This is a genomic window from bacterium, assembly GCA_022616075.1.
Taxonomy (GTDB): Bacteria; Acidobacteriota; HRBIN11; order JAKEFK01; family JAKEFK01; genus JAKEFK01.
This window is the reverse complement of the sequence record JAKEFK010000031.1, coordinates 1-7407: the sequence shown is the minus strand read 5'-3', so window position 1 is coordinate 7407 and position 7407 is coordinate 1. Positions and strand designations below refer to the sequence as shown.

Sequence of the window (7407 nt, the reverse complement as noted above, 5' to 3'; positions counted from 1 at the left end):
GCGGGCAAATGGAAGGAAGCGAGGGATCATTTTCTGGAAGCAGCTTCCCTGAAGCCGTCGCCAGCACGGCGCGTTCGTACTTACGGTTTGAATTTCTTGCTGAACTACGATCCATATGCTCACCTTGCTCATTGCGAGTTTCGCCTCGGCATGTTTGCCGAAGCAACGCAACACTTGGAATTGTCGCTCAAAGGCGGTGTCACTCCAGCAGCCAGGCTACACGAGCTCAAAGAAAAAGTTGCGGCCGAGCTCAGCAAGAAGGAAATAGCGCAACCACCCCCTTCGGCGCTGGCAACGGCTCAGCCTACTGTTGAGCAACCCAAGGTTCCTATACAGGCAACTTTGATAGCAGAATCAAATCCTGCTGGAGCCATGATCAAGATTGATGGTGAATTTCGCGGCGCGACGCCGCTAAGAATTACATTGCCTTCAGGAACGCACAACATCGAATGCGCAATGCAAGGTTTCGAACCGGGCCACAGGACCGTGGATCTCAAAGAAGGAGAAACGCAGACAATAGTGCTGATGTTATCCCCCACTCCGGCTTTGCGGCAAGAGCCTTCCCAGAGCCCGCAACCACAGCCGCAAATGAAGATTCAGACTCCAGAGAAAGAAGCTGTCACTCCTTCAACTGCTAGCCCGTCACAGGAAGCGCCGAAGGAAGTCGTCATCGCGCCCAAAAAAAAGTCCTCAGAACCAGCGGTTACAGTTTTCCCCAAAGAATCATCGCAGACAATGCAAAATATTATCGTACTGTTGGCGATCGCAGCTGCGGCGGTTGCGTTTCTTTTTCTGCGAAAACAGAAAGCCTTTTCAGATGAGTCAGGCAGGACACCAACGGTACCGGAGCCGGTGGCGAAGAATGCCATGACCGACAGCCCGACTCATGATTTGTGGCTGGAGTCAGCGTCCCCATCGCCTGAAGCGCTTCCTGTGGGTGAAGCGATGTTGATGGGGATCAGGGTGAAGTCGCGTGGACTTCCGAAGGGTACTCCGGATTTTCTTGGAGGTTTCCAGTTGATGGGTGTACTCGGCCACGGCGGAATGGGGACGACTTTTCTTGCGAAACGCACACGCGACGGACTTCCCGTGGCACTAAAAATGCCACATGATCACCTGCTGGATGATCCGCAGTTCGTTCAGCGTTTTGTGCGCGAAGGTTCTCTTGGTTCAACTCTGCATCATCCGAACATCATCCGGATTCTGGAAGCGAGCAAAGTAGAAGACAAACCTTTTATTGCGATGGAACTACTGGAAGGCGAAACGTTGGAAAAGAAATTGCGCAGGGAGGGCCATCTTACCGTTCGTAATTCTCTGGAGATCGCACGCGATGTTGCGCTGGCTCTTGACTACGCCCGATTCAAAGGAATTGTGCACCGTGATCTGAAGCCGGAAAACATTATGATCCTGGATCGTGGTGGATTGAAAGTGCTCGACTACGGAATCGCTCATCTCATGGATTCCCCCGGGCTGACTACTTCCGGAACCTTTCTGGGAACACCTTCCTATGGCGCGCCGGAATCCAGGAATCCTGCCGAAGTCGATCAACAGTCCGACCTATACAGTCTGGGAATCATCCTTTATCGTTGCCTGGCAGGCAACCTTCCGTTTTACAGCGATGATCCTCTTGTGGTTCTGGATATGCATCGCAGCAAATCACTGCCGCCTTTCCCTCCGGAATCAAACCTTCCGGATTCCATATTTCGGCTTGTTCAAAAGCTGACCGAGAAAAACAAAACGAATCGCTTCGAAAACGCAGAATCATTCCTCGTAGAGCTCAATCGCATCATCAATCAGCTTGAATCTTAAGAAATCCGCTCGCTGATGGAGAACCACTTTAGTCACCATTCTTTTTGAGCGAGAATACGAGTTTGCCTCCAACTATTGTGTGCAACACTTTTGTTCTAAGGATTTCTTCGGGAGGAATCTTTAGCAGATTCGCGGAGAGTACGCTAACATCAGCCAGTTTCCCGGGTGTAATCGATCCCTTGATGTTCTCTTCAAAACTCGCATAGGCCGTGTTGTATGTGTAGGCTTTGATCGCATCTTGAATTGTGATTCTTTCTAACGGAAACCAGCCTTTTGCAGGCAAGCCCGAAATTGTTTTTCGCGTGACTGCCGCGTATAGGCCGAACATAGGATTGATCGGGTATTCTGCGGCAGAAGTTCCGGGCCAATCAGTTCCGAACGATAGAATTGCTCCACTATCCATAATGCTTTTGAAAGCGTAAGCGCCCTTGCATCGTTCACGGCCGATTCTTTCTTCCATCCACCGCATATCGTCACTCAAGTGAAACGGCTGGACTTCAGCAACGACATTGAGTTTTCCTAAACGTGAAAAATCGGGCGGAGCGATAACTTGAGCATGAACCAGACGGAAACGACGTTCTCGTTTTCCATTTTGCTTGTCTAAATTTTCCAGATAGGTTAACAGCAAGTGATTCGCTTCATCGCCGATTGCGTGGACCGTAAGCTGGAGTCCCGCTTTGTCGGCATCCAGCATATACTTCAAAAACTTGCCTTCCACAAAATTGCCTTTCTCATCCACCATCAGAGGGCGCCATTTTCCCCTGTTATCCCTATCGTGCGAATAGGGTTCGAAGAAACGCGCAGTGCTGTTGCCCATGATGCCATCGATGTGTCCTTTCAATGAGCCCAGACGGATCCATTCGTCGCCCGCTCCAATCTGAATCTTGCGGTCCGCTAGTTCTTTCCATCGATCCAGGAGATACCGGAAATGCACGCGAACCGTCAATTCGTTTGATTTTCGGAGCTCTTCATAAATTGCAAGTTGTTCATCATCCGACATGTCACTGATGCCGGTAACACCAAACTTGCGGATTTCTGCGAGAGCTTTCTTGCTTTGCTTTAATCTGCGCTGATGAGAGACTCGCTCCGGTATTTTCGTTTTAAAAAAATCGAGCACTCCTTTTCCTTTCAAGATCCCTGTGAATTTACGGTTTTGGTCTCGCAAAAATTCAATTCCCTTCGTGGAAGGATAGAGCGGATCGAGACCTGCGGATTTCAGTGCTGCGCGATTTACTGCAAATTCAGTATCGTCGTATTTGCGAATGAATACAGGATAACTAGAAGTGATTTCCTCAATTTGTCGCATATCGGGCGTGAACATCTTGCGCCTTTCACCGCCGGCGCTCCCTGCGGCCCATTGATCGTAAGCTCCCCAGAAACCGCCCGTAATCCATTCTCCTTCCGGTAATTCTGCGATCACAGTCTTCATGCGCCTCACGAATTCTTCCTGCGTGGAAACGTTCATGATGTTGAATTCGAGGAACTGCGCTGCGGCTGCAAAATGCACATGATTATCAACGAAACCGGGAACCACAAAGGCTCCCTTCAAATCCACGATTCGGGTCGCTGGGCCTTGCAACTTCAAAATGTCTTTTGAAGTTCCAACGGCCAGGATTTTCTCTCCCCGGATAGCCACTGCTTCCGCCTCCGGTTGATTTTCATCGACCGTCCAGAGGATCCCGTTCCATAAAATGAGATCCGCCGTTAGTTCAACATCTTTTGTCGGATTATCTATGGATTTGTATTTTCGTAGTATTTCAATCGTGCGATCGATCGGTAATGCTTCTACGGTATTGCCGCGGCCCGTCAAAGTAGTTGCGCGGAATAGCGAGTTATAGACCGCTTCTTCAGTGGCCTCAATCACCGCGAGAAACAAGGGAGATACCGCGTTGTTGGAAAGCAGCTTCAGCGTTCCGGCGGCAGTCGAAAAAGCGATTGCGTAATCGCCGCTTCCGTTATCTCCGGATGCGCCTGTTCGAGCAAGGCCCATCATCGCGCGCGAAGCCATCCGGCGCAGGTTTCGCGCGTCAACCGGAGCATCCGTAGCTATAACGATGATCACAGAGCCGCCACTCTGCTGCTTTTCACCGGTCTGTTCCCATTCGTCCTTCAAGTAATACCGGCCCAACTCTTTGCCCACCGGCGCGCCGGCGATGGAAAGCACTCCACCGAAATTTGTTTGAACAAGCACGCCCACCGTATAGCCGCCAAGGGATGGCGGTAATTTGCGTGAGGCCGTGCCGATTCCTCCTTTGAATCCAAACGCAATCGTGCCGGTTCCCGCGCCTACCGTGCCTTCCTCAACCACACCATCTTTCGCATTCTGAATCGCGTGGATCACGTCTTCACGCGTGACATGCCGTCCGCGAATGTCGTTCAACATGCCATCATTCGTTTCTGCTACTAGAGGATTGACGGATCGTACTTCTTCATTGCCTGGCAGTTGGAGCATGTAATCCATTACGGCATCCGCGACGCGCGGAACGCTCAACGTGGAGGTGAGAAGAATGGGAGTCTCGATTTCACCAAGTTCATTCACTTGCGTTGATCCTGCGAGCTTCCCAAAACCGTTTCCAACAAAGACTGCGCCTGGAACTTTTTCACGAAAGAGATTACCGGAGTGAGGCAAAATTGCCGTAACTCCTGTGCGAATGTCATCACCGCGAATGATCGTTGTATGACCGACTCGCACGCCGGATACATCCGTAATCGAGTTCAACCTGCCGGTTGGAAGTATGCCGACTCTGAGACCGATTTCGCGAGCACGAGGCCTTTTCTTTTGTTCCGCAGCGAATCCGTGAACTGTTATTGCGAAAAAAAATAAGGCGATGAAATACTTCATGTTCGCTCATGATAGCATTTTGTAGGCAAAGTGGTGCGGACGAGACGTCCGCGCTACTTTGTTGCGATAGTGTTCGCTACGGAACCGGCATTAACACTGTTTGGCCGTTGATGAATTCCAACTGAACATTCTTACCGCCGGTTTGCAGTAGCAGTCCGTTCAGATGTAGTAGGTCATGAACCATGATTCGGTTGATACTCTTCAAAATCGCTCCGGGTTTGATTCCCGAACGCGCGGCTACAGAAGTCGGCTCCACATGACAAATCAAAATCTTTCCGGATTGAGTTAACTGCAAATAAACTCCCCACGTATCAATCTTCATAACCTGGCCGACCGGTTGTTCGCCAAAATTTCCTTCATAGCTGACACCTTTCGGTAACTCCACCGGCTGCAAAATCCTCAAAGGATTTCCATGACTCACGACACGTGATTCATCAACAGCAACGAAGGACGTATACTGCGTCACAAGCCGGTGTTGAATTCCCAGATCCGTGATTTGCTGTTGTATCTCCGCTTTCTGATCTTCGGCCGCCGTTACCATAGCTTCGGATAATTCCTCAATTTTGTAACGTGCCCAAACCGGCGCAAGAGCGGAATGTGCTTGCTGCTTTTCAGGAAGGTTCATCTGGATTTCGTATCTCATCTGTCTATCTCCCACCCGCGCTTTCACAAACGCCTTTCCTTTGGCGGCCCGATTGAAACGTCCGGTAAGGGCAACGATTTGGCCTGCAAACAAATCGCCGATTTTTCGCGGATACACTTCTCGTACGGGGAGTCCGTGCCAATCCAACTCAATATCCACCAGCACAGGCGAATCGATGCATTCATAGAATTCATCGACTGCTCGCAATGCAAAACTACGATCTTGTGGCAAAACGACATGCGAGACTCCACCGCCGTATTTGCCGATCCCATCGATCAAGTACCGGTTCACGCTGGAACCAATTCCAAATGCAAAGAAACGCGCATCACCACGTTCTTCTTTGATAACCTTCAATATTGCATCTTCATTGCCTATGTATCCATCCGTGAGAAATGCATACATCTGAAGGTATTTTGAATCATGGGTCGCATGAAGCGCGCGCTGCACTCCGGCAAGCATTTCCGTGCCTCCCGAACCCTGAAGTGTTTGCAGAAATTGTTTTGCCGTGGCAATGTTTTCTTTGGTTCGCTCACGGGGCGCTTCCCACAGTTGCGCGTTCCCATTGGCGAAAACGAAAATGTTGAAAATGTCTTCTGCACGCATCCGGTCCAGCGCGCGGCTCACAACCTGCTTCGACATCTCAATCGGGATGCCTTGCATGCTTCCTGAAATATCCAGAATGAAAATAATTTCGCGCGGAGTAACCTGATTATCTGCAGGATTCAACGGAGGCTGCATCAGCAGTGTAAAAAACCCATTGCTGTCTGATCTGTGGGTGAATACTCCCATTTGCGTTTGATCACCTGCCACGCTCCAACGCAGGACCAGATCACGATTAGGAATCGAAGCGGCTCGCTTTAGTTTGATCACTCTTCGTGAGGAACTTTCTTCCTTTATCTCCAATCCATGAGTGACGCATTTCATATCCTGGATGGGAAGACCTGCATCCAGCTTGATCGCGACGTTGATATCGTGCCCGCTTCTTTGGTCCGGTCGCAGAACGGGAGGTGTTATCCTGTCGGCATCGGGCACCTGATCCGTTGGCGCGGACCAGCCTCCACCAGGATTTTTATTCGGAGAAACGGATTCTGAATTTCCCGGGATGTAGCGAGGTCCGACGACCATTGGAAAGATGTATTCATAGTAACCACGTTCGTAGTTTAACTTTTCGAAGTAAGTGATTTTGATGTTTACCTTTCCGCCCGGTTCGATATTGGCAACATTCTGTGTGAATATATTGGACCTTTCTTGAGTAAGAAGGCTTGCCGTTTGTCCGCGAGTTTTTGCCTGCTGATAGATTCGTTCCGCTTCTTCACGTGGGCGAACGATTCCTACAATCTTTTGATCGCCGACTTCCATCACGAAATCATTTACAGCGGCCATTGCAGGCAGAGGAAAAACATAAACTGCTTCAATCGCTTCCTGGAACGCATTTGAGTACTGCTGCTCAACAATTGTTTTTGCGAACTGTCCGGAAATTTCTGCAGAGACTTCTGTGTGTTTCAGCGGGAAATCACCGATTGTCTCTCCTTCGGCGTTTTGTGCCAACAGAGTTCCTTGCCTTGCGGTTTGTTCTGTATCGCGATAAGACGAGGATTTCCGCTTATTCTCATCAATAAGGATGTTCAGCTGCGTCGCGTTTTGCAGTTCTTCAAAGGCATCGTAATCGTAGTAAGTGGGTGTTTTCCCCGCGGTTTTTCGCTCCGCGACGGGCGGTGACGCTACTTCTGGCAGCGGAGGCTTGGGTGATGCTGGCGGGGGTTCCGCAGGGGATGGCGGAGGTGGTGCCACCAGTGTATCCGCAACGACACCATCGTAGTTCCAGGCATTGTTCGCAGGCTGTGCGCCGCCCGCAAAATATCCGGTTTGCTGACCCGATTCAGAACCTCCAACTTTCAATCGGTCATTATCAACACCAGGGGTTTGTTCAAGGACTACCCACGGATCACGCCCGCTCGGAACTTTTTCAAGATATTCGCGATTGTAGGTCTGAGGATTTTCTTTTTTTGACGTTACGCGCTCCTTCTCAATCTTGCGTGGAGCCGGAATTTTCGTATGAATCGGTGCTTTTTTGGGCGCCGGCGATTTTTTCTTATTCTCCGTTAACGATTGT

3 protein-coding genes and 1 pseudogene are annotated in these 7407 nt (G+C 50.1%); 1 reads left to right on the top strand and 3 read right to left on the bottom strand.

Going from position 1 to position 7407, the window contains the following annotated elements:
• On the top strand, positions 1-1809 hold a 1809-nt coding region (locus L0156_02815), incomplete at its 5' end, for a protein kinase (GenBank protein MCI0601921.1).
• 28 nt (positions 1810-1837) lie between these two features.
• On the opposite strand, the gene L0156_02810 is transcribed toward L0156_02815, so the two are convergent.
• From L0156_02810 to L0156_02800, 3 genes and pseudogenes are all read right to left on the bottom strand, one after another.
• Positions 1838-3316, bottom strand: a complete 1479-nt coding sequence (locus tag L0156_02810; GenBank protein ID MCI0601920.1) for an amidohydrolase — start codon at positions 3314-3316, stop codon at positions 1838-1840.
• 225 nt (positions 3317-3541) lie between these two features.
• Positions 3542-4651, bottom strand: a pseudogene (locus tag L0156_02805) (P1 family peptidase).
• A gap of 76 nt (positions 4652-4727) precedes the next feature.
• Positions 4728-7407: VWA domain-containing protein (locus L0156_02800; GenBank protein ID MCI0601919.1), on the bottom strand; the 2680-nt coding region annotated here is incomplete at its 5' end.